The sequence below is a fragment of the Streptomyces sp. SA15 genome, from assembly GCF_002291145.1.
Classification (GTDB): Bacteria; Actinomycetota; Actinomycetes; order Streptomycetales; family Streptomycetaceae; genus Streptomyces.
Genome location: NZ_NTGE01000144.1, coordinates 1 through 24,492 on the forward strand (window position 1 = coordinate 1; position 24,492 = coordinate 24,492).

General features: G+C 69.8%; 10 protein-coding genes and 1 pseudogene. 9 read left to right on the forward strand and 2 right to left on the reverse strand.

Annotated elements, in window-relative coordinates:
* The 5 genes from CLM62_RS33255 to CLM62_RS53240 form a co-directional block, all read left to right on the forward strand.
* Positions 1-1,158, forward strand: a 1,158-nt coding sequence (locus CLM62_RS33255; protein WP_107483838.1) for a serine/threonine protein kinase, incomplete at its 5' end; no start/stop codon positions are given.
* Between the two features lie 159 nt (positions 1,159-1,317).
* On the forward strand, positions 1,318-2,997 hold the full coding sequence (locus CLM62_RS33260) for a serine/threonine-protein kinase (protein WP_095753612.1): 1,680 nt from the start codon (positions 1,318-1,320) through the stop codon (positions 2,995-2,997).
* Between the two features lie 10 nt (positions 2,998-3,007).
* A complete protein-coding gene (locus CLM62_RS33265) occupies positions 3,008-3,301 on the forward strand; it encodes a hypothetical protein (protein WP_095753613.1) in 294 nt (97 codons plus the stop codon).
* A gap of 8 nt (positions 3,302-3,309) precedes the next feature.
* The gene (locus CLM62_RS33270) at positions 3,310-4,491 is read left to right on the forward strand and encodes a serine/threonine-protein kinase (RefSeq protein WP_095753614.1); all 1,182 of its coding nucleotides are present in this window, start codon (positions 3,310-3,312) and stop codon (positions 4,489-4,491) included.
* Between the two features lie 92 nt (positions 4,492-4,583).
* Positions 4,584-4,715: a hypothetical protein gene (locus CLM62_RS53240; protein WP_373559212.1), complete on the forward strand. Its 132-nt coding sequence runs from the start codon at positions 4,584-4,586 to the stop codon at positions 4,713-4,715.
* Between the two features lie 156 nt (positions 4,716-4,871).
* Here CLM62_RS53240 and CLM62_RS33280 read toward each other — a convergent pair whose 3' ends face one another.
* Positions 4,872-6,875, reverse strand: a complete 2,004-nt coding sequence (locus tag CLM62_RS33280) for a glycosyltransferase family 2 protein (protein ID WP_095753615.1) — start codon at positions 6,873-6,875, stop codon at positions 4,872-4,874.
* 280 nt (positions 6,876-7,155) lie between these two features.
* Here CLM62_RS33280 and CLM62_RS53245 point away from each other — a divergent pair.
* The 3 genes and pseudogenes from CLM62_RS53245 to CLM62_RS33295 form a co-directional block, all read left to right on the forward strand.
* Positions 7,156-7,965, forward strand: a pseudogene (locus tag CLM62_RS53245) (serine/threonine-protein kinase); the annotation flags it as partial.
* Positions 7,966-8,919: 954 nt separating this feature from the next.
* Positions 8,920-10,533, forward strand: a complete 1,614-nt coding sequence (locus tag CLM62_RS33290) for a succinic semialdehyde dehydrogenase (RefSeq protein ID WP_095753617.1) — start codon at positions 8,920-8,922, stop codon at positions 10,531-10,533.
* 83 nt (positions 10,534-10,616) lie between these two features.
* Positions 10,617-12,395 carry a GMC family oxidoreductase N-terminal domain-containing protein gene (locus CLM62_RS33295; RefSeq protein ID WP_095753618.1) on the forward strand — a complete coding sequence of 593 codons (1,779 nt, stop codon included), beginning with the start codon at positions 10,617-10,619 and terminating at the stop codon, positions 12,393-12,395.
* Positions 12,396-12,498: 103 nt separating this feature from the next.
* Here CLM62_RS33295 and CLM62_RS33300 read toward each other — a convergent pair whose 3' ends face one another.
* Positions 12,499-13,563 (reverse strand): LPXTG cell wall anchor domain-containing protein, encoded by a 1,065-nt coding sequence (locus CLM62_RS33300; RefSeq protein ID WP_095753619.1) that lies wholly within the window; start codon positions 13,561-13,563, stop codon positions 12,499-12,501.
* Positions 13,564-13,864: 301 nt separating this feature from the next.
* On the opposite strand from CLM62_RS33300, the gene CLM62_RS33305 reads away from it, so the two are divergent.
* Entirely contained in the window at positions 13,865-24,490 is a 10,626-nt protein-coding gene (locus CLM62_RS33305; RefSeq protein WP_095753620.1) for a LamG-like jellyroll fold domain-containing protein, read from the forward strand.
* Positions 24,491-24,492 lie beyond the last annotated feature (2 nt).

Here is a 24,492-nt window from a genome sequence, read left to right on the forward strand (position 1 = left end):
GTGCACGAGAACTGGCAGTTGGCGGCGCCGATCGGGCCCGCGTCCGACCTGTGGGCGTTGGGCGCGCTGCTCTTCCGGGCCGTACAGGGGCATGCGCCGTATCCGGAGGAGTCGACGGCCGAGCTGGTGCAGATGGTGTGTGCCGAGCCGCCCGCCTTCGCCGAGGAGTGCGGGCCGCTGCGGCCGGTCGTGGAGTCGCTGCTGCGCCAGGACCCCACCGAGCGGCTCGACTTCGAGGAGTTGCGCGGCTGGCTGCGTTCGCTGGTGCGCTCGGCCCCCGAGCCCGAGGCCGGCGCGCATGTCGTCGCGGCTCCGCCCGCCGACACGAGCCGGCTGCCGATCGTACGGCGGCGGGGCGAGCTGGTACGACGGCGGCGTGCCGGGCTGCCCGCGCACCACGGGCGGCACAAGCGGGCCCGGGAGGAGGTCCGTTCGCCGCGCAGACTCGGCCGGAACCTGCTTGTGCTGATCCTGCTCGCACTGGCCGCCGCGATCGTGTACGCCATGTACTTCATGCCGAAGACGGAGCCCGCCGCGGAGGGCGGCACGGACCGGACCGGTGCCGCAGGTGAGGTCAGCCCGGCGCCCGAGCCGTCCTCGGAGGCGAACAGCGAGCCCCGGCCCGACCAGACCTCGCCCGGGACCGACGACAGCCCCTCGTCGTCCGCCGATGCCGGCGAGACGCAGGCCACCGGCCCCGAGGTCGCCGACGGCTTCACCCTGCGCAAGGACGCGGAGGGCTTCCAGGTCGCCGTAGCCAACGGCTGGGACCGCACCCCGGTGAACGGGCGCGGTCAGGTCGTGTACACGCACGGGAACTTCGAGCTCATCGTCGTACCGGGACGGGACACCGCCGACGAGGACGGCAGCGATCCCATGGTGTACCAGCGGGAGAAGGAGCCGGAGCTGCAGCCGTACCGCGACTCCAGCTGGGCCACCGCCACCGGACTGAAGACGATCCAGGTGGGCGGACGGACCATGGCCGAGGGGCAGTTCACCTGGACCGGCGACGACGGGCGCGAGTTGTTCGTGCGTAATCTCGCGATGCTGATCGACGGGAAGTACCACGTGGTGCAGGTGCGCGGCCCGGAGGCCGAACGGGACGAGGTGACCCGGCTGTACGAGCAGGCGTCGGCGACGTATCAGGTCACCGGCTGACGCCGGACGGGACGCCGGTGGCGGCCCCTGGGTTCACTTGTGTCGCTGGAAGCGACAACCGTCACAGTGCGGTCACCTTGGCGTCTCCGTGGTTCCCCTCAGTACGGCAAGGTCCTTAATCTGACCCTGTCAAGAACATTGCGGGGCAACGTGAATCAGATGCAGGGCCTGCTCCTCGCGGGGCGCTACCGGCTCGCCGACCCGATAGGCAAGGGCGGCATGGGCCGGGTGTGGCGTGCCCACGACGAGGTGCTGCACCGGGCCGTAGCGATCAAGGAGTTGACCGCCGCGCTCTATGTGTCCGAGAGCGACCAGGCCGTCCTGCTCGCCCGCACCCGGGCCGAGGCGCGGGCGGCCGCCCGGATCAACCACTCCGCCGTCGTCACCGTGCACGACGTGCTGGACCACGACGGCCGGCCGTGGATCGTGATGGAGCTGGTCGAGGGCCAATCGCTGGCCGACGCGGTCAAGGAGGAGGGGCGCGTCGAGCCGACGGAGGCCGCGCGCATCGGGCTGTGGGTGCTGCGGGCGCTGCGCGCCGCGCACGCGGCCGGCGTGCTGCACCGGGACGTGAAGCCTGGCAACGTTCTCCTCTCCCGGGACCGGCGGGTCCTGCTCACCGACTTCGGCATCGCGCAGGTCGAGGGCGACACCGCCATCACCCGTACGGGAGAGATCGTCGGCTCGGTCGACTACCTCGCTCCCGAGCGGATCCGCGGCCACGACCCGGGAGCGTCCTCCGACCTGTGGGCGCTGGGCGCCACGCTCTACACGGCGGTCGAGGGCAGGTCGCCCTTCCGCCGCACCACGCCCCTGAACACCATGCAGGCGGTCGTCGACGAGGAACCCGCCGAGCCGCGGTACGCCGGTCCGCTCGGGCCGGTCATCACCGCACTGCTCGAAAAGGATCCGGCCAGGCGGCCCGACGCGTCCGAGGCCGAGCAGATGCTCGCCGAGGCGGCGGAGGGGCGGCGGCCGAGCGCGGCGCAGGCGTATGTGGTGACACAGCATGTGGGACAGCTGGGTTCGCACCATGAGACGGAGGCCCGCACCGGGCCGAACGCAGGGGCGCACACTCCCGTGACCGGCACGCCGTACCACCACGGCACGGGGCCAATGGGGCCGACGGGTCCGGTGGGTCCGACCGGGACCGGTCCGGCGTACGCCCCCTCCGGCCGCCCCCCGTCCAAGCGCCGCCGCCTGCGCACGCTGGCCCTCGTCGTCGCCCTCGCGGCGATCATCGGCGGGGGCACGGCCGTGGCGCTGCAACAGTGGGACGAGTCGCGGCAGAAGGAGTCCGGCGCGTCCGTCGCGCCGAGCCCCATGCCGACGAGCGGGAACACGCAGAGCGCCGGGGGCGCCATTCCGGCCGAGTGGGAGCGCCGCGACGACCCCGTGGGCTTCAGCCTCTACCTGCCCAAGGGTTGGAAGCGGGAGGTCTACGGCGTCGAGGGCGACCTCACCCAGATCGACTACACACCGGACGGCGGCAAGCACTTCGTCCGTATCGCCGTCGACACCTCGCCGGACTTCAGTGACCCGTACCGCCACCAACTCGACATGGAACAGCAGGTCCAAGGGCTGCACAAGTACGAGCGCGTGAGCCTGGAGGAGGACCTCTACCGGGACCGCAAGGCGTCGCGGTGGGAGTACACCTGGACCGCGTTGGCGAAGGACCCGCCCTATCATCCCGGGCCGCGGCGGGCCGTGGACGAGACGTACATGTCCCGGGACGGCGTCGAGTACGCGATCTACATGTCGTCGCCCGCCAAGGACTGGCCGACCACGCGCAAGCAGTTCAAGGCGGTGCTGCAGGGCTGGCAGGAGAAGACGGGCTGACCCCGCCCGTGTGGTGACGGTCCTAGCCGGTGTGGTGACGGTCCTGGCCGGTGTGGTGACGGTCCTGGCCGGTGTGGTGACGGTCCTGGCCGGTGTGGTGACGGTCCTGGCCGGTGTGGTGACGGTCCTGGCCGGTGTGGTGACGGTCCTGGCCGGTGTGGTGACGGTCCTCGCCGGTGTGGTGACGGCCCTCGCCGGTGTGGTGACGGCCCTCGTTCGTGTGAGGGCGGTCCGCGCGCGTGGCGTGACGGGGCTCGTTTTGGCCGGTCGACGCCCCGGAGGGGGTCCGTCCGGTGCGGCATGATGAGGCGCATGGGGACCGAGGGGGACGAGGAGACGGGCAACGCCCGTGTGATCGCGGGCCGTTACCGGCTCGAGGTGCGGCTCGGGCGCGGCGGCATGGGCGTGGTGTGGCGGGCGACCGACCAACTGCTCGGTCGGCAGGTGGCGGTCAAGGAACTCCCCCTCGACGAGACCCTCTCCGCGGACGAGGCCCGGTGGCGGCGGGACCGCACCCTGCGCGAGGCACGCGCGGTCGCCCAGTTGAGCCACCCGAACATCATCGTCGTTCACGACGTCGTCGAGCACGACGAACGCCCGTACATGGTCATGGAGTTGATCAACGGCGGCTCCCTCGCCGACCGGATCGCCGGCCGCGGCCCGGTCGACGCCGCCGAGGCCGCCCGGATCGGCATCGCCCTGCTGGGCGCGCTGCACGCGGCGCACGCGGCCGGGGTCCTGCACCGTGACCTCAAGCCCGCGAACGTCCTGATCGAGGACGGCACCGACGGCGACGGCACCGACGGCATCGGCCGTATCGTGCTCACCGACTTCGGCATCGCCCAGGTCGCGGGCGCCACCACGCTCACCGAGAGCGGGTCCTTCGTCGGCTCGCCCGAGTACACCGCGCCCGAACGCATCTCCGGGGCCAGGACCGGACCCGAGTCCGACCTGTGGTCGCTGGGCGCGCTGCTGTGCACGGCCCTGAGCGGCGAATCGCCGTTCCGGCGCGACTCGTTGGGCGGCATCCTGCACGCGGTCGTGTCCGCCGAGGTACGGCCGCCCGCGCAGGCGGCGCCGATCCTCCCCGTCGTACAGGGCCTTCTCGAACGCGACCCGGTCCGACGGCTCGACGCGGCTGAAGCCGAGCGGATGCTGCGGGCCTTCTTGGACACGGGCCGTATGCCGAAACGGTTCGGCACGGGGGACCGGCGTGGGTACTCATCCCGCAGCGTGCTGGTGAGCGCGCTGCTGGTCGCCGCGATGGCGGGGGCGGGCGTGTCCGCGCTGGCGCTGCTCATGGACCGGGACGGGGACGGGGGTGTGGTGCCTGCGAGTTCGCCGCCGGAGACTTCCGTCAGTACGCCGAGTGGGCCGAGTAGAGCGAGTACGCCGAGTACGCCGAGTACGCCCAGGCCCTCGAGCACGCCCCCCTCGCCCAGCCCCAGTCCCCGCCCCTCCGGCTCAGGCTCCGCCCCCACGAACCCCAGATAAAGGGGAGATAAGCGGCAGTCCGAGTCACGGCTCTGTGACTGGAAAGAACCAGACGTGGAAGGGGAAGCGCTTGGCGCGATATGGATGAACCCATGAGCAGCAACGGGGGAGCCCCTTACGGGTCCGACGAACCAACGAATACGACGCACGAGGGCAAGAAGGCCGCCGAGACCAAGGTCGTCTACACCACCGACGACACCCAGAATCCCCGCCCCGCGAGCTGAGGATCTTCTACTACAAGACGTCCGCCGGCGACATGTACAAGCTCACCATCAGCTACCCGGGCAAGGGCGACTTCACGGAGCGGGGCCGCGAGGTGGCTCGGACGGCCATCGCGAACCTGGACATCGACAAGCTGTGATGACGGGTGACAAGGCCCGTCACTTCAGCTTGCCGACCATCGCCTTCACCAGCTCGGTCTTCGCCACCAGCAGCGCGAACCGCTGCTTGCCGGCGTCCGGCGCGGGCTTGGCGTACCGGGGCATGGCCCGTCTGCGCCACTTGGCCGCGGGGAACCTCTCCGGCAGGGCGGGCAGCGGCACCGACCAGCCGCCGAGCCGGAGTTCGCCGGTCCAGAGGCCGGCGGACAGCTCGGCGACGTCCACGCGGGCGGTGAAGAGGTCGGTGTACGGGGTGCGTGCGGCGGGGACGACGGCTCTCTCGCCGCGGTCGTTCGTCAGTACGACGGTCAGGTCGCCGTCGGGATACGCGTCGAGCCTGCTGTGCCCGGTGACCACCAGCTGGGTGGGGTAACTAGCCGACCAGCGCGGCGAGTCGAGGGCGAGACGCGGGGCCACCTTGTGCTTCTTCTCGCCGAGGTCGAGCGTGAGGTTGCCGTACGGCTTGGTGGTGTAGAGCGTGACCGCGCGCAGGCCGCCGGGCGTGACGACGACGCGGGTGCGTGCCGTCGGGGAGACGGTGTCGGCCCGCTTGCTGCCGACGCGGACCTCGCGGGAGACGCCCTGGGCGCCGACGGCGAGGGAGATGTCCCACAGGCCGTCGACGAGGGGCTTGCCGTCGGCGGCCGTGCCGATGTCCAGGGAGGCCTCGAAGCCCGCGTACTCGTACCGGAGCCGTCCCTCGTCCTCGTCGGCGCCGAGGCCGGGAGTCGCGGTGTGCGTGACGGGTAACCGGTACTCGGTTCCGCTGTCGCGCTCGCGCAGGACGAGTTCGGTGGTGACGTCGGTGGCGGCGTGGGTCTCCACGCGGTGGAGGTAGGCGTGTCCGGCCAGGCGCAGGGTGGTGCCGCGCAGTTCGGCGCGGGTGATGAGGTGGCGGACGCTCAGCTTGTCGGTGACGTCGTAGCAGCTGTCGGGGACGGCTCGGGCGGGGTCGCGGAGGAAGGGATAGCGGGTGTAGGCGCGGCCGTTGTCGCACAGCAGCGGGGTGGTCGCCTGGATGCGGGCCGGCTCCTTCTCGAAACGGGTCAGTTCCAGCACCTCGTCGAGCATCCGGTGCCGGATGAGGTGCAGTCGCAGCCGGGCCATGGCCGAGAGCTGCTCGTTCATTCCCTCGTGCCACAGCGGGGCGATGACCTCGGCGAGCCGGTCGAGGGCCTTCTCCTGGGTGGCGCGGGATTCGCGCGGCAGGTGGTCGAGGAGCTGCTGTATCTCGACGGTCAGATGCCGGTGGGCCAGGTGGTCGCGGCCGGGACCGGGCGGCACGTTCTCCAGGACCATGTCGACCACGCGCGGTAGGAACGTCAGCCGGGGCTCCGTGCCCCCGGTCCGCAGGGTGATGTTGCCGCTGTCCTCGCGCTCCACCCAGAACAGGCAGTCGTAGTCGGCGAGAACCGAGATGCCGGACGCGTGGAAGTAGGCCGGGCCCACGAAGAGCTGGTCCTCGCCGATCTTCAGGTCCGTGGGGAAACGCAGCCCGAGCCGCTGCAGCAGCTCCCGGCGGAAGAGCTTCATCGGGTTGAGCGTCCAGTAGACGCGCGAGGAGAAGACGTCCGTCTTCGGCTGGTTGCGCTGGAACATCGACTTGGGCGCGCCCCGGCCGCCGACGCCGACCATCTTGCCGAGGACGATGTCGGTTCCGTTCTCCTCGGCCATGGCCACCATGCGCTCCAGGGCCTCGGGGCCCAGATGGTCGTCGGCGTCGAGGAAGAAGACGAACTCTCCCCGGGCCTGGTCGAGCCCTCTGTTCCGCGGGGCCGACGGGCCCCCGGAGTTCTCCTGGTGGATGACCTTCAGCAGACCCGGATGGACCCCGGACAGCCGGTCGAGCTCCTTCGCCGTGCCGTCGGTGGAACCGTCGTCGACGACGACGACCTGTAACGCGTCCTGGCCGATGCTCTGTTCGGCGACAGAGGTGATGCAGCGCGTCAGATAGGGCATCGCGTTGTAGGCAGCGATGATCACCGAAACGGTGGGGTCGGCCATCGTCACGTTCTCCCAGGGCAAGTACGGGGCACGCCCCGATTTATGGCCGACTTCGCTGGTCAGTGCGCGGCATGTGGTTGCTCAGGGAATGCGCCGGAAAGAAATGTGAAGATATCATGATAAGCATGTTCATGTCGTGTTCTGTAACCTCGTGGTGAGGCAGCTGTCCCCGGTTCGTACGGAACGCCGCGCCTTTTGGTTCAAACGGCGACCCTGATGGTGCACTTGTGACACCTGCCCCGCGTCGACAACCAGCCGCCCCGCACGGTACTGATGGGACATGAGCAACGACGGGGACGGCGCGGACCCCAAAGGCCTGCTGCTCGACGGGCGCTACCGGCTGATCGAGCGCATAGGCGCCGGCGGGATGGGCACCGTCTGGCGCGCGCGTGACGAGCTCATGGAGCGCGAAGTCGCCGTGAAGCAGCCGCGGTTGCCGGGTGACCCGGAGGACGAGAAGCACCGGCGCGCGGCCCACCGCCTCTACCGCGAGGCCCGCGCCGCCGCCCGCGTCGACCATCCCGCCGCCGTCTGCATCCACGACGTCGTCGTCGAGGAGGAGGACGGACTCCCCTGGATCGTCATGGAGTTGATCCGCGGCGAGTCCCTGCACGAAGCCCTCCGGCGCGGCCCGCTGCCGCCCGCCGAGGTCGCCCGCATCGGCCTCGCCGTCCTCGGCGCCCTGCGCGCCGCGCACACCGTCGGCATCGTGCACCGGGACATCAAACCCGCCAACGTCCTGCTCGGCCCCCATCGCCGGGTCGTCCTCACCGACTTCGGCATCGCCCACATCCAGGGCGAGGAATCCCTCACCGCCACCGGCGAGTTCGTCGGCTCGCTGGAGTTCGTCGCCCCCGAGCGGATGGCGGGCACCGGCGCCGGCCCCGCCTCCGACCTGTGGTCGCTGGGTGTCCTGCTGTACGCCGCCGTCGAAGGCGGTTCCCCGTTCCGCCGTACGACACCGGAGGCCACCCTCGCCGCGATCGTCACCGCCGACCCGCCCGAGCCGACGCGGGCCGGACCACTCGGACCGCTGATCACGGGGCTGTTGGCGAAGGAACCCGAGCGGCGACCGGACGCTGAGGAGGTCGCACGGGCACTGGAGGGGGTGGCGGGGGAGCGGCGGCCGGAGGGGGACGTACAGCAGGAAAGGGACGTACAAGGAGACCTGCCGGTCGACGCCGTACCGCCACCCGAACCTGACCTTGCCCCTGCCCCTGACCCGGCCCCTGCCCCTGCCCCTGACCCCGCCCCTGCCTCTGACCCGGCCCCGGAGTCCGACTCCGCCCCCGAACCGCGCCCCTCTTCCACCCGCCGCACCCTCGTCCGCACCGCTGTCGCCTCCATCGGCGTCCTGCTCGCCGGAGGCATATGGCTCGGCACCTCGTTCGCCGACGGAACGGCGGGGCAGGGCGGCTGGGTCGCCCACCGGGAGCAGGGCATGAGCGCCGTCCTTCAACTCCCCCCGCAGTACAAGGAGATGTACCAGGTGGGCGAGGCCGACGACGACACCCGACTGGCCGTCTACGGCGACGGGGACGCGATCGAGGTCCACCTCGCCGAGTGGGACAAGGCGCCCGGCTCCCCCCTGGGCGAGGCGAAGGACACCGCGATGGGCCGGGAGGGGCAGGAACGTTCCCCTGGCCAGTACACCCCGACCACCTTCCACGGCCACGAGGCCGCCCTCTCCGACGTCACATACGACCCGCACGGCACGCCGACCCGCGTGATGCGGCTCATCGTCCGCACCGACGACAGCCGTATGTACGAGCTGCGTGTGGACATGCCCAAGGGAACGCCGGACGAGAAGAAGGGCACGGCGGTGTTCAAGGCGGCCCGTGACCGTCTCGAGATCGGAAACAACTGAATCACAGCCGACAGCCACCGATCGAAACGGACCGCCACGGACCGACACGGACCACCACCGGTCAACGCCCTGATCAGCCGGTTTGTTGCCAGTGACCACTGGCGCCGTGTGAGCACTCGGTGAATCCCGATTACCGGCGGGTACCCAAAGCCCCCGCTCCGGAATACCCTGCGGCTCATGACGGACGCGCAGGCCCCGGCCAAGACCGGCACGAACCCCATCGCCCCCGCCCCGGCGGGCGCCCGTACCGCCGCCGACGTGGTCACCCCCGAGCTGGTCGCCCAGCTCACCAAGGGCGTGGTCGGATCGGGCCGGACCGCCAACCACACACCGTTCAGCGGCGAGAAGCTGGCGGACCTGCCCGAGTCCACGCCCGAGGACGTACAGCAGGCCTTCGAAGCGGCCCGCAAGGCGCAGTCCGTGTGGGCGCGGACTCCCGTACGGCAGCGCGCCGCCGTCCTGCTCCGTTTCCACGACCTGATCCTGGAACGCCAGGCCGAGGTCCTCGACCTAATCCAGCTGGAGACCGGCAAGGCGCGTCTGCACGCCCACGAGGAGGTGCAGTCCGTCGCCGTGGCGGCCCGGCACTACGGCCGCAGGGCCGCCGCGTATCTGAAGCCGAAGCGGCACGCGGGCGCGGTACCGACGCTGACAAAGGTCACCGAACTCCGCCACCCGCGCGGTGTCGTGGGCCAGATCGCCCCCTGGAACTACCCCCTGGAGCTGTCGGTCGGCGACGCGCTCCCGGCCTTCGTCGCGGGCAACGCGGTCGTGATGAAGCCCGACACGGAGACCTGTCTCACCGCGCTGTGGGCCCGTGACCTGCTGATCGAGGCCGGTCTGCCCGCCGACGTCTTCCAGGTCGTCCTCGGCGAGGGCCCGGTCGTCGGCCCGGAGGTCGTCCGGCACGCCGACTACGTCTCCTTCACCGGCTCCACCCGCACCGGCCGCGAGGTCGCGCAGGGCGCCGCCGCCCGCCTGATCGGCGTCTCCCTCGAACTCGGCGGCAAGAACGCCATGTTGGTTCTCGAGGACGCGGATGTGGAGAAGGCCGCGGCCGGTGCCGTCCGCGCCTGCTTCTCCTCGGCCGGCCAACTCTGCATCTCCATCGAGCGGTTGTACGTCCACGAGTCGATCGCCGACACCTTCGTCGAGCGCTTCGCCGCCCGCACGAAGGCGATGCGGCTCGGCACGTCGCTGGCGTACGGCGCCGACATGGGCTCGCTGGTGGGCGAGCGCCAGTTGGAGACGGTCACCCGGCATGTGGAGGAGGCCGTCTCGAAGGGCGCGAAGCTGGTGGCCGGCGGTGTGGCCCGTCCCGACATCGGCCCGTACTTCTTCGAGCCGACGATCCTCGACGGCGTGACGGAACCGATGTCGGTCTGCACGGAGGAGACCTTCGGCCCGGTCGTGTCGATCTACCGCTTCAAGACGGAGGACGAGGCGGTGGAACTCGCCAACTCCACGCCGTACGGCTTGAATTCCTCGGTCTGGACGAAGGACGGCCGCCGCGGCCGCGAGGTCGCCGCCCGCCTGCGCACGGGAACGGTGAACGTCAACGAGGGCTACGCGGCCGCGTACGGCAGCGTCCAGTCCACGATGGGCGGCATGAAGGACTCCGGCCTGGGCCGCCGCCACGGCTCCGAGGGCATCCTCAAGTACACGGAGGCCCAGACGGTGGCGCAGCAGCGGTTGCTGCCGTTGGCGCCGTCGCTGGGGATGGACGACGAGAAGTACGCGCAGTTCATGAGCCGCAGCCTGCGGGTGATGAAGGCATTCCGGTTCCGTTAGCCAACACTTGGCCGACCGCGCGGACCGCGCGGACAGCGCCGACCTCCCGGCCGACTCGCACGGACACTCAACGAGGAGCACACGTGCCCCAGGACGCTTACGACTATGACGTCATCGTCGTCGGATCAGGCTTCGGCGGTTCGGTAACCGCCCTCCGCCTGACCGAAAAGGGTTACAACGTAGGCGTCCTGGAGGCCGGCCGCCGCTTCACACCCGACACCCTCCCCAAGAACTCCTGGGACCTCAAGAACTACCTCTGGGTCCCCAAACTGGGCATGTTCGGACTCCAACGCATCCACCTGCTCGGCAACGTCATGGTCCTGGCCGGCGCAGGCGTGGGCGGCGGCTCCCTCAACTACGCCAACACCCTCTACGTACCGCCGAAGCCGTTCTTCGAGGACCCGCAGTGGCGGCACATCACGGACTGGCAGGAGGAGCTGAAGCCGTACTACGACCAGGCGCGGCGCATGCTCGGCGTACGACTCAACCCGACGATGACCCCCTCCGACGTGCACCTCAAGGCGGCAGCGGAGCGGATGGGCGTCGGCGACACCTTCCACATGGCACCGGTCGGCGTGTTCTTCGGGGACGGCGAGGACGCCGACGGCTCGGTGAAGGCTCGGCCGGGCGAGCAGGTCGCGGACCCGTACTTCGGCGGCGCGGGCCCGGCCCGCAGGGCCTGCAACGAGTGCGGCGAGTGCATGACCGGCTGCCGTCACGGCGCGAAGAACACCCTCAACGAGAACTACCTGTACCTCGCCGAGAAGGCGGGCGCGGTCGTGCACCCCCTGACGACGGTCGTGTCGATCACGGACGACTCGCAGGGCGGCTACGCGATCGCCACCCTCCCCACGGACGACCGCCGCAAGGCGAAGGGCAGGACCTTCAAGGCCCGCCGTGTGGTCCTCGCGGCCGGCACGTACGGCACCCAGACCCTCCTGCACCGCATGAAGGCCGGTCGTCAACTGCCGTACATATCCGACAGGCTGGGCGAGCTCACCCGCACCAACTCCGAGGCGCTGGTCGGCGCGCAGACGGACAACCGCCGCTACCGCAAGGTGACGGGCGAGAAGAAGGTCGACTTCACGCGCGGGGTGGCCATCACGTCCTCGATCCACCCGGACGCCAACACCCACATCGAGCCGGTCCGCTACGGCAAGGGTTCCAACTCGATGGGCGGCCTGTCGATCCTCCAGGTCCCGTACGCGGAGGGCTCGTCGAGGGTCATGGCCTGGCTGGCGAACGCGGCCCGCCACCCCCTGCAGGTCCTGCGCTCCCTCTCCAACCACCGATGGTCGGAGCGGACGATCATCGGCCTGGTCATGCAGTCCCTGGACAACTCCCTGACGACGTACCTGAAACCGGACGGAGTCGGCAAGGGCCTCCTCACGGCCCGCCAGGGCCACGGCTCCCCGAACCCCAAGCAGATCAAGGCGGCGTCGGAGGGCGCCTCCGCCATCGCGGCCGAGATCAACGGCTTCGCCGGCTCCAACGTGGGCGAACTGATGGGCACCCCCCTCACCGCCCACTTCCTCGGCGGCTGCCCGATCGGCTCCTCCCGCGAGACGGGAGTCATCGACCCCTACCACCGCCTCTACGGCCACCCCGGCATCTCGGTCGTCGACGGCGCCGCGGTCTCGGCCAACCTGGGCGTGAACCCGTCCCTCACGATCACCGCCCAGGCCGAGCGAGCGATGTCGTACTGGCCCAACAAGGGCGAGACGGACCCGCGTCCGGCGCCGGGCCGGCCCTACGAATGCCTGAAGCCGGTGGAGCCGAAGTCACCGGCGGTCCCGGCGGAGGCGTTCGGGGCGCTGAAGCTGCCGTTCTTGGGGGTGCCGGCGGTGCCGCCCAAGAAGTGACCGGTGAACAAAAAGAAGGACCTGCGCCCCCCTCCGAGCGCAGGTCCTTCTCGTCCGTGCGTGAAGCTCTCGCGTGGGGCGTCAAACCCTCGCGACGTTGCGTTTACGCGTCGGCACCGGCCCTACGGCGCTTCATCGCGAACACGACACCAGCACCGGCGACGATGGCGATCCCGCCGACCGTGCCGATGACCGGCAGGTTGGAGCTGGAACCGGTCTCGGCGAGGTTGCCGCTGATCTCCTCGACCTGGCCCTGCGGCTTCTTGCCGTCGACGCCGGTGGGCTTCTCGCCGTTCGGCTTGGCGTCGCCGACGTTGCCCGGCTTGCTGCCCGCGGCGAGCACCGTGAAGTCGTAGAAGTCACCGTTGCCGTAGCAGGCGGACTCCTCGCCCGCGTAGATCGCCTGGCTCAGGGCGAATGACGCACCGGCCGGGGCGGACTCCTTCACCCGTACCCGAAGGTCCAGCGTTGCGGTCGAGTTCTTCTCCAGGGAGCCGAGGGTGGCGACGAAGCTACCGGTGAAGACGACCTTGCCGTCCTCGTCCTTGTAGAAGTCCTGGTACTTGCTCGTCCACTTGCCGTCCTCGTTGGCCTGGATCTCGGCCAGGCTCGCGAACAGCGAGTCGTCCTCGTTGGTGTCGTCCGCGTACTCGGTGAACGCCTCCATCCAGACGTTCTCCAGGTCCTTGTCGGAGTTGTTCTCGACGACGAACTGGAAGTTGTGCCAGCCGGAACCTGCGACGATCTTGTTCGGCAGGCCCGAGATGGTGGCCGTGAGGTTGTCGTCCAGGTTGAAGGACTCGCAGTCCTCGTACGGGTTCCACGGCTCGTCGCCGCCCTCGCCCGGGGCCGGGGTGCTCTCCTCCGCGGCCGGCGTGGACTCGTCCGCGGCCGGCGTGGACTCGTCCGCGGCGGGGGTGCTCTCCTCAGCAGCCGGCGTCGACTCCTCGGCGGCCGGGGTGGACTCCTCCTCGGTCGGAGTCGACTCCTCGCTCGTGGGTGTGCTCTCTTCGGCGGCGGGGGTGCTCTCCTCCGCAGCCGGCGTGCTCTCCGACGCGGTCGGCGTCGGCGTCTCGTCCGTGGCGAACGCGGCGGGCGCGGACAGCAGTGCGAGCGGCGCGATGACGGCCGTAGCGGCAGCCGCTGCCATGGCACGGCGAAGCTTCATGAAGACCTCGTGAATCCGGTGTACCGCGTGTCGCGGCAACCCTTGGGGGAGGCCTCCGCGTGTGGGGCGCGGGTGTGGCCCTTGGTACGTCGTGTTTGATCCGTGAATCCTGTGAATGGTTGTGCCCGCACTCACAGAATTCTTATGTGACCTGAGTCACTGTCCGGAGCGCCCCGTTTCGGCTGAGATTGTCATGTGACTGTCATCGCATTGGTGATCGGGAACCATGTGAAGGGCTTGTGCGTACGCCGCCGATCGTTTTAAGACTCTCACTCTTTGTTCCATCCGGGTGGGGGGATCCGTGCGACCAGCACGTCCGTTTGTTGCCGCTGTTGCCTTCGTGCTGGCCGTACTGGCCGGAACCGAACATGTCGCCCTGGCCGCAGACCAGTTGACGAGCGGTTCCGCGGGCGAGACCCCCGACCAGTCCTGGGGTTCGGCTGCGGGGCGCCGGCATGCCGCTTCCGCGGACGCCACGGACGCCTCCGCGAAGGGGGGCCACGACGGTCCGCTCACCGGCCGCGGTGAGCTCCCCGCCGAAGAGCCGGTCGGCGTCACCCGGTTGCCGAGCACGGCGAAGACACCCGAGCCCGGGATGGTCCGGCGGGTTGACGCCCCTGACGCGGCTACGCCCAAGGGCTTCGACGCCAAGCACAGCAAGGAGGTCAAGGCTGAGCGCGAGGAGCAGCGGCGCACGTACCGGAACCCGGACGGTACCTACACCACGCGTTTCTACAATCAGCCCGTCAATTTCCGCGCTCCGGACCATAGTTGGCAGGCGATCGACGCCACTCTGGTGCCCCGGGACGGCTCGGGCCCGCGCACGATGGGCCTGGGCGGCGACGGCTGGGAAACCCGGTCGACCGAGGCGGAGATCCAGTTCGCGGGGTCCGCCGACGCCGACGCGCTGGTGCGGATGCAGGTCGGCGAGGGCCTTGCGGTCGGATACGGCGTCGATGACGCACACGCCACGACCGGGACGGCCCACAGCAGTACGGTGACGTACCGGAACGTGCGCGACGACGCCGACCTGGAGTTCGTGGCCGGCGGCGACTCGGTCAAGGAGACCCTGGTCCTCAACGACGCGAGTGCGCCCACCGAGTGGCGGTTCCCGCTGCACCTCGAAGGACTCACCGCGGGCCTCGACGACCACGGCAACGTGCTGTTCACCGACGGGGAGGGCGTCGATCGTGCCTGGATGCCGGCCGGCTGGATGGAGGACTCGAACTTCGCTACCGGAGCCAACGAGGGAGCCATCTCCTCCGGTGTCCGCTACCGCCTGGCGGAGGAGAACGGCCGTCAGGTCCTCGTCGTCACGCTCGACAAGGAGTGGCTGAGCGCACCCGAGCGCGTGTTCCCCGTCCGGGTCGACCCCTCGGTCCAGTCCTTCGACTCCACCTCCGGCACGTATGTCGAGTATCCGTACGACCAGAACTTCGCCTCCAGCACGGTACTGAAGACCGGCACGTACGACGGCGGCAGCCACAAGGCCGCGGCCTTCCTCCGGTTCAGCGGCGTCGAGAGCACGCTGAAGAACGCCTGGGTGCTGAGCGCCAACCTCGCCCTCTACAACACCTGGTCGCAGTCATGCACCGCCCGCCCGGTGACGGTGCATCCGATCACCTCGAACTGGTCGGAGTCCACTACCAGCAAGTACCCGGGCCCCGCGACCGGCGCGTCCCTGGCGTCGAAGAGCTTCGCGCACGGCTGGCGACCCGCGGACACGGAAGCGTGGGCCTGCGGTGCGGCCTGGGAAAGCATCAAGCTCGGCTCGGCCGGCCGCAAGCTGGTGGACGACTGGACACACGGCCATAAGAAGAACTACGGCCTGGCCGTGAAGGCCTCCACCACCGACTCCAAGGGCTGGAAGCAGTTCGGCTCCGACGAGTACCCGAACGGCAAGCCCAGCCTGGACGTGACCTGGACGAAGTACGGCGCCACCTACAAGCTCGGCGACTTCACCGCCCCCGTGACGGCGACCAGCGAGGGCGTGCAGAAGGTCACCGTCACCAACCGCGGGCAGGCGACCTGGCCCGCCGGCGGCAACTACAAGCTGCGCTACAACCTGTACGACTCCGCCGGCAAGGAGATCACCGACAGCGCGAAGATCCGGTGGACGGCGATGCCCGAAGCGGTGTCACCCGGCGAGAGCGTGACGCTGGACGCGAAGATCGCCCCGCTGACACCCGCCACGTACACCGTGCAGTGGACGATGGACGACGTCGGCGTCAGCCGCTTCACGAGCGCCGGCGTACCGGGCCCCGCCGTCAAGATCGCCTCGGTCAACATCCCGCCTCAGCTGACCGCCGAGTCACCGGGCACGGGCGTCACGGTCGACACGCTGACCCCAACCCTGTGGGCGAAGGGCACGGACGCCGACGACTACCCCACGACGACCCTGCAGTACACCTTCGAGGTCTGCCAGGTCGAGGGCAGCAACCTGCGCAAGAACTGCAAGAAGGGCACCCGTAGTGATGAGCAGCAGTGGGCGGTGCCGACGGGCTGGCTCTCCTGGGGCAAGCCCTACGCCTGGTACGCGTACGTCTATGACGGTGCCGCCACTTCGGCTCAGCCCGGCCCCGCCCTGCTGACCCCGCAGGTGCCGCAGCCGACGGTCACCAGCCACCTGGGCGGCGCCGACGACGGCAAGGAGATCGGCACCCGGGCCGGAAACTACGTCACCGCGGCGACCGACGCTGCGCTGACCACCGTAGGACCGGAGCTGTCCGTCACCCGCACCTACAACTCCCTCGACCCACGCCGCGACGGCTCCTTCGGCACCGGCTGGTCCACCCGCTGGGACATGCGCGTGCGAGAAGAGCCCGAGACGTCGACCGCGCTGGTGACGCTGGCCGACGGCTCCCAGGTCCGGTTCGGCGAGAACGCCGACGGTACGTACGCCGGCCCGTCGGGCGGCTCGTTGACGCTGACCAGGCAATCCGAGGGCTGGGCGCTGCGCGAGCGGTCCGGCACGACGTACACGTTCCTGATCGGTGGTGCGCTGGCCACGGTCGCGGATGGCGCCGGACGGGTGCAGCGGCTCACCCACGAGTTCGAGGACGGCGGTGAACTGCGCGAGGTCACCGACGTCATGTCGGGTCGTTCCCTGAGCTTCACGTGGACCGGCGGACACGTCGACTCGGTGACGACGAGCGCGATCGACGCGAACACTCCGGGACTCACCTGGAAGTACACCTACACCGGCGGCCGGCTCACCACTGTGTGTCCGCCGTCGTCCACCACCAAGTGCACGGTCTACGAGTATGGCGACGGCTCCGTGTACCGCAGCGGCGTCCTCGACGCCGCCCCCGCCTCGTACTGGCGCCTCGGTGAGCGCGAGGGCGCGACCGCGACGAGCGAGGCCGTCTCCAACACCGGCCTGAACGAGGCTCTGTACCGGGACGTCCAACTCGGCACCGACTCCGTCGTCGCGGGGACGACCGACACCTCCGTCGCCTTCGACGGCACCGACTCGGTGATCGAGCTGCCCGCCGATACCCTGAAGGCCGCTGCCTTCCCGGCGATCGAGCTGTGGTTCAAGACCAGCACGCCCTCCGCCGTCCTCGTCGGCTTCCAGGACACCGAACTGGGCGACAAGCCCGCCTCCTGGCGGCCGGTGCTGAACATCGACGGAGCGGGCAAGCTGCGCGGCGAGTTCTACCTCTCCGGAGCCACCGGGGCGACGCCCATCGTGTCGACACGGACCGTGACGGACGGCACGTGGCATCACGCGGTGCTGTCCGCCGGGGCGAGCGCCCAGACCCTGTACCTGGACGGTGTCAAGGTCGGTTCGCTTAGCGGCACGCTCACCGAGCAGTCCCGCACCTACGCCTACCTCGGCGGAGGCTATGGCAGCTCCGGCTGGATGGGCCTGGCCGCCGGCGAGTACCGCTTCAAGGGCCAGATGGACGAGGTGGCCGTCTACCACCACCCGCTGGATGCCGCGACGGTCGCCGAGCACTACGCGGCCCGCACCGCGATCGGGCAGGTCAAGAAGGTCACCCTGCCCTCCGGCCGCATCCACGCGACCGCCACGTACGACCCGGCAGACGGGCGACTGACGCAGCACACCGACGCCAACGGCGGTACCTGGAAGGTCTCCGCGCCGTCGTACTCCAACGCGTCGTCCTCTTACGCCGACGTGATCCAGCGCAGCGGCCCCAAGGGGTACTGGCGGCTGGGCGAGGGCAGCGGCGCGGAGGCGACCAGCCCGCTGGGCGACGCACTGGCCGGCGGTTACCTGGGCGACGCCAGGCCCGGCACAGCGGGCATCTTCACGAACGGCGACGACACCTCGGCGAGCTTCAACGGCGACGGCGCCGTGGAACTGCCCGTCGAGTCCCTGGGCACGAACGCCCAGATGTCGGTTGAGCTGTGGTTCAAGACCACGGATCCGGGGGTGCTGGTCACGAACCAGGACGCGGAACTCGGCGACACGCCAGGGCAGTGGCGGCCGATGCTGCTGATCGACGCTGACGGCAAGCTGCGGGGCAGGTTCTCGGGCGGCGCGAGCAGCATCCTCTCCAAGAGAGCCGTCACCGACGACGAGTGGCACCAGGTGTTCCTCACCGGCGCCGCCGACGCACAGGCTCTCTATCTGGATGGCGAGCTGCAGGGCACGGCGCAGACGGGCGTAGACACCACGCGATTCGCGCGTCTGTTCGTCGGCGGTGGCTACTCCTCCTCGGGCTGGGACGGTCAGGCGGCCGGATACCGCAACTTCGTCGGCCAGATAGACGAAGTCGCCGTGTACGACCGTTCCCTGGTGCAGTGGCTCAAGCCCTCGGCGGAGTGGCTGGGCTGGACACCGGTCGGGACCGCGCCCCGCGACCACTACCAGGCCCGCAAGTCCCTGGTGACGGGCACCGGCGGGCAGTACCGCGGAGTAGCCGTGGCTGACGCCCCGGCCGCCTACTGGAGGCTGGACGAGACCGACGGTCCCACTCTCTCCAGTGAGGTGGGCGGTGCCGGCATGGCCGCCACCTACCATCCGGGCGGTTCCTCCGGACTGGATACCGGCGGCGTCTTCGGACCGGGCGACGACCGGGCGCTGATCCTGGACGGCAAGAGCGACGTCCAGGTTCCCGGTGACGTGTTCGCCGGTGCGACCAATCTGTCGGCTGAAATGTGGTTCCGCACCACCAGCACCGACCCCGCCGTCCTTCTGGGCTTCCAGAACGCGCCCCTCGGCCAGACGCCGACCTCGTGGCGGCCCGCGCTGAACATCGACGGAGCGGGCAAGCTGCGCGGCGAGTTCTACCTGTCCGGCGCCTCTGGAGCCACCCCCATTGTGTCGGCGCAGGCGGTGACGGACGGTGCCTGGCACCATGTCGTGTTGTCCGGCGCCGGCACGACACAGACTCTCTACCTGGACGGTGTCAAGGTCGGTTCACTGAGCGGCACCATCACGGACCAGTCCCGCCCGTACGCCTACGTCGGCGGGGGCTACGGCAGTTCCGGCTGGATGGGCGTGAGCGAAGGAACTTACCGCTTCCAGGGGACGCTGGACGAGGTCGCCCTGTACCGCAGCACTCTCACCGCCGACCAGGTCTCCGCCCACTACCGGGCCCAGGCCGAGTCCGCGGGCTCAGGGCTGACCGCCAGTGTGCAGGTCACCGACCCTGCCCAAAAGACCAGCAGCACCAGTTACGACGCCCTGCACGGCCTGCGCGTGGTCTCCCGCACCGACGCCACCGGCGCGCTCACGAGCTACGCCTACGACACCGCTGGCAACCTGCACACCGTCACGGATCCGAACGGCCACGCCACCGTCACCGGCCACGACACGCGGGGCAACACCGTGTCGGCCACGACCTGCCGAGACGCCGACTCCTGCTGGACGAGCTTCAGTTCCCACTACCTCAACGCGAGCGACCCGCTCGACCCGCGCAACGACAAGCCGCTCACCTACCGCGACCAGCGCTCGACCGACTACAACGACAACCGGTACCGCACGGCCTACACCTACAACACCCTTGGTCTGCCCCTCACCGCCGTCCGACCGGACGGCAGCACCGCCGCCACTACGTACACCGCGGGTACCGAGGCGGCGGTCGGCGGCGGCACCACCCCGGCCGGGCTGGTGCTGACCGAGACCACGCCGGGCGGAGCGAAGACGTCCTACCGCTACTTCGCGAGCGGCGACTTGGCCGAGGTGACCTCTCCGTCCGGACTTGTCACGAGCTACACCTACGACGGGCTGGGTCGGAAGACCTCCGAGAAGCAGGTCTCCGATACTTTCCCGGCCGGTGTGACCACGACCTTCGGCTACGACAAGGCCTCGCACGTCGTCACCGAGACCGGTGCGGCGGTGAAGAACGAGATCACCGGCACTCTCCACGCCGCCAGGATCACGCGTGAGTACGACGAGGACGGCAACCTGCTGTCCGAGGCGACCACGGACACCACCGGCGGCGACGCCGAGCGCCGCACCGTCCATCACTACGACGCGCACGGTCTGAACGACAGCGTCACCGACGCCGAGCAGAACACGACCCTCTTCGACCATGACGAACTGGGCCGCGTCAGCGGGACGACCGACCCGGCGGGCACGCACCTCACGTACACCTACACGGCACGCGGCCAGCACGCCACGACGGTTCTGGACGACTGGACCGGCGACCCTTCCGGCACCGTCCGGGACCTGACCGTACAGTCCAACGCCTACGACCCGGCCGGCCGCCTGGCCTCGACGACCGACGCGATGGGCGCCACCACCGCCTACACCTACTTCGACGACGGACTACCGGCCACCACCACGGCCAAGCAGGTCACCCAGGCCGACGGCACCCGCCGCGACATCGTCCTCGAAACCCACACCTACGACGCCGCGGGCAACCTCAGCCAGCAGGTCACCGGCGGCGGCAGGACCACGCAGACGTACACGGTCGACGCGTTGGGCCGCACCACGACCAGCGTCCTCGACCCCGGTGGCCTGAACCGGACCACCACCTTCACCTACGACGGCGACGACCGCGTGAAGGAACAGACACGATCCATCACCGCTGACAAAAAGCTCTCCGTCTCGTCGGAGTACGACACCGGCGGCAACGTGACGAAGCAGACCGTCACGGACGGCACCAGCACCCACATCACCACGCACACCTACGACGACCGCGGCCTGACACTCACCACCGTCAGCCCGCGCGGCAACGTCACCGGCGCCGACGCGACCGCGTATACCACCGCCTACCGCTACGACGCCCTCGGCCGCCTGGTGGAGCAGACCGCTCCGTCGGTGCAGGCCGAGGAGAACGGCCAGGCCGCCACTACGGTCAAGCCCACCACCTCGGTCGGCTACAACACCTTCGGTGAGACCACCGAGACCAAGGATGCCCGAGGCAAGGTGACCCGCACCGCGACCGACCGCCTCGGCCGCACGACCGCGGTGACCCTGCCCGACTACATCCCGCCGGGCGGCACCAACGCGCTGACGGCAACCACACGCACCACTTACAACCCGCTCGGCCTGCCGCAGGCGGTCACCGATCCGCTGGGCCGCGTCACCCGCTACGGCTACGACCAACTCGGCCAACTCACCAGCAAGACGGACCCCGTGGCCGACGCCACCGCGGCCGCCTTCGCGCCGGACACCGACCTGACCCCGGAATCCCTCGCGAGCGCCGACGGCGGCGGAGTCACCGCCTACACCTGGACGCCCACCGGTCTCCAGCTGTCCGCCACCGACCCGACGGGCGCCCGCTCGGAGGCGACGTACGACCAACTGGGACGGCAGCTCACCGCGACCACGATCGAGCGCTACCCGAGTCTCCAGAACCTGATCAGCCGCTACACCTGGGACGACGCGAGCAACCAGACGGCATCGGTCACCCCGAGCGGGATCACCGCGTCCGCAACCCACAACCCGGCGGGAGAAGTCCTCACCACGAAGGACGCGTACGGCACCACCCGGTTCGGCTACGACGGCCTGGGCCGTCGGACCGAGACCACGGACGCGACCAACCGCCGTACGACCACCACCTACGACGCCCTCGGCGACGTCACCGCGACCACCGACTACGGCACCGGCATCACGGCACTGCGCACGGCGGCGGCCGAGTACGACGCGGAGGGCAACCGCAAGGCCGTCATCTCCGCGCAGACCAAGGCCCGTACGACGTTCGCCTACGACGCGCTCGGCCGTATGACGACGCAGGTGGAGCCGGTCACCGCCACCGAGTCGATCACGACGACCTTCGGCTACGACGCGGCGGGCAACCGCACCCGGCTGACGGACGGACGCGGCAACAAGACCGTCTACACGTTCAACAGCTGGGGCCTGCCCGAGTCGACGATCGAGCCGTCCACGACGGCGCACCCGGCCACCGCCGACCGCACCTGGACCATCGCCTATGACCAGGCCGGACAGGCCGTGACGGAACTGCTGCCGGGCGGTGTGAAGCGGGAGCGCGCGTACGACGGCCTCGGCCGGCTCACCGGCGAAACCGGCACCGGCGCGGAGGCGGCCACCACCGCCCGTACGCTGGAGTACGACCTCGCGGGCCGTCTCACGGCGGTCGGCACGGCCGGGGGAGCAACCCCGAACACCTACACCTACAACGACCGCGGCCAACTCCTCACCGCGGACGGCCCTGGCGGCACCGCCGGCTACACCTACAACGCCGACGGCGCCATGACCCTGCGCAAGACCACGGCTGGGACCACCAGCTACGGCTACGACCTGGCCGGCCGTCAGGACTGGGCACGGGACTCCATCACCGGCAAGGACATGTGGTACGACTTCGACGCGGCCGGCCGGCTGCGCCTGGAGCAGTACGTGACGAGGCCCGACGGCACCACGTCGTACACGACCACGGCCAATCGCACCTTCACCTACGATGCTCTGGGCCGCCTTGGCGGCGACACGGTCACGAGTGCCGACGGCACGACCACGGTCGCGTCCACGACGTACGACTACGACCTGGACGACAACCTGACGTCGAAGAAGACGACGGGCACAGCGGGAGCCGGAGACAACACCTACGGCTACGACTATGCGGGACGCCTGAAGTCCTGGACGAAGGGCGCGACGACGACGTCGTACGCGTGGGACGCCGCCGGCAACCGCACCCAGGCCGGCTCGACCACGGCGACCTTCGACGCCCGCAACCGCCAACTCACCGACGGCGCGACGAAGTTCACGTACACCGCACGCGGCACCCTGGCCACGGTCGACAGCGGGACCCCGCGCACCCTGACCTTCGACGCCTTCGAGCGGAAGATCACCGACGGCGGCACGACGTACACGTACGACTCACTAGACCGCGTCCAGACCCGTGGCTCGACGACCTTCACCTACGACGGAGGCTCCAACAACCTCGCGGGCGACGCCACCACCAGCTACAACCGCACCCCCGACGGCACCCTGCTCTCCACTGCCACGGGCACGACCAAGCAGTGGGCCGTCACCGACCAGCACACCGACCTGGTCGCCGGCCTCGCCACCGACGGCAAGCAGGTCACCGGCTCCACGGCCTACGACCCCTTCGGCACGGAAACCGCCACGGGCGGCACCATGCCCGCCATCGGCTACCAGTCCGGCTGGACCGACCCGGCTTCCGGCGACGTCAACATGGCCGCCCGCTGGTACCAGCCGGGGACAGGCTCCTTCGCCTCGCGGGACACATGGCAGCTGGACCCGGTGCCCTCGGGGCAGGCCAACCGTTACAGCTACGGCAGCGGTGGCGCACTCAACGGAACGGACCCCAGCGGGCACTGCTTCTGGGACGCGTGCGTGATGGAGGCATACGGGGCGTACATATTGATCGGTGCGGGGGTGGCCGCGGCCGGATACCTCTCCTACGAACTCAGCCACGGCAACTACTTCTCCAGCAGCGGTTCGGGCACGACGACCGGCCACTACTCGTACAGTCACACGACCGCGCTGTCCCAGTCCTACGCCGGCAACCTGTCCGGCTCGCTCTCGGCCCAAGCCGACGCCATGTACCTGGGCTCGGGCAGCTCCTACCTCGTCTCCACCGGGACCGGGGCCGGCACCGGCAGCTACGCCTGCACCTACTCCTGCCGCGGCGGCACCCTCACCTACGCCCAGCCCCGCGTGATCACCCCGCCCAAGCCGCCCATCGACCAGAACCCCAACAACGGCCCACACCCCCGCCCCGCCCCAACCCGGCCCAAGCCCGAGCCGGACTGGGATCCCAATGGGGGCAAGTGGGAGCCCGGCGATGCCGTCAAGATGATCGTCGGCGCCCTCAAGATGCTCGACCTCGTCGACAACGAGCAGTACACACCAGAGCTACAGGACGCCTATGAGACAGCGCCCGCCGAAGGCAGTGACCCGGGCACCCGGAGCCACGACGGACAGGACTGCCGACGCGGCGGCGGCTGGGTGGAGTATGGCGACCTGGACAGCGCGCACGGTGGCCGCGCCACGGGCGTGGAAGCCTGCTTGGACAGCGCCTACCTCGCAACCCATCAAGGCTCAGCGACTCAGCCGGACAAGGTGGCGCCTCCGGGATATCAGTGGGCGCGGGCGTACGCTGGTTACCTTGGAAACCGGCCACCCGGCCAGTGGGTCAACGCCTGTCATCTGCTCGGCGCCGACTTGAGCGGCGACGGCACCGAGCTCGAGAACCTCTCGACGTGCGCCCGGTCGGCCAACGCCAACCGCGTCTCTTCGAACGACCCGGGGATTCCCGGGCACATGTACAACTTTGAGCGGCAGGTAAAGAGTGCGATTGACAGCGGACAGGTCGTGCATTACCAGGTGACCCCCGTGTACTCGGGACCGAGGACGGTGCCCGTGGCTTATGAGATGACTGCTCGAGGAACCGTGAACGGTAAGCCGGGACTGGAGCTGGACGATGTCGTCCCCAACATGATGTACAGCAACAAGTTCGGCAACTGGCGCAACATCGGTCTCGTCTCCTACAAGGGCAAGCCTGTCCCGCCGGTCGGCACGCCATAGGG